Source organism: Microseira wollei NIES-4236, from assembly GCF_020521235.1.
Classification (GTDB): domain Bacteria; phylum Cyanobacteriota; class Cyanobacteriia; order Cyanobacteriales; family Aerosakkonemataceae; genus Microseira; species Microseira wollei.
Map to the genome: position 1 here is coordinate 1 of NZ_BLAY01000523.1, position 567 is coordinate 567.

Genomic DNA, 567 nt, shown 5'->3' on the forward strand with positions numbered 1-567 from the left:
AGGCGGATGGTTCAGCCGTCTCTGCTGTAGGAGGGGAAGTAAGACCAAAGATGGGACGAAAGTCTCACCTGCGGCATTCGCCTATGAGTACAGAAGCCCCATCCGCCTATGCGGTGGGGTAGTTCACTCAGATATTGCGATTGAGCGGGATTCGCTTGGTGACGATGCTCATGACTTCCCCATTGGGAGCAGGCATGAGAAAACTCCACTCGCTGATCTGAGCGAAATTGAGCTTGTAAAGCCAACGAATGGTGTAACTGACCCCATAGTGCGAACCGAAAACCATTACCCTCACAACTTCATAGCCATCAGAGGGAACTGGCTCTTTGCCCACACCAGGAATGACCGACGGCAAAGTGTCGCCTCCCCCAGGCACGAAGCCCTGAGTTTGCGCGTAAACAAATTGCGGCGGGAAACTTAGTGTCGTTCCCGACCAGATAATTAAAGTCGGCGACTCCCTTACAAGAGCCGCTGCTCTCCAGAACGGAACGTGATACTTTCGCATCATTCCGCTCCTCATTTGTCCGCTTCCATGACATTGGAGCAAGCCAAGACTGACATCATTGC

The 567-nt window shown here is 52.7% G+C and carries 1 protein-coding gene; it reads right to left on the reverse strand.

Translation table 11 applies throughout. The features are described from left to right. Positions 1-127: 127 nt before the first annotated feature. Positions 128-508 (reverse strand): hypothetical protein, encoded by a 381-nt coding sequence (locus MiSe_RS49655; RefSeq protein WP_226594992.1) that lies wholly within the window; start codon positions 506-508, stop codon positions 128-130. Positions 509-567 lie beyond the last annotated feature (59 nt).

Excerpts from the sequence above, each read along its gene's own strand:
- MiSe_RS49655 (WP_226594992.1), bottom strand. The coding sequence starts at position 508 with ATGATGCGAAAGTATCACGTTCCGTTCTGGAGAGCAGCGGCTCTTGTA.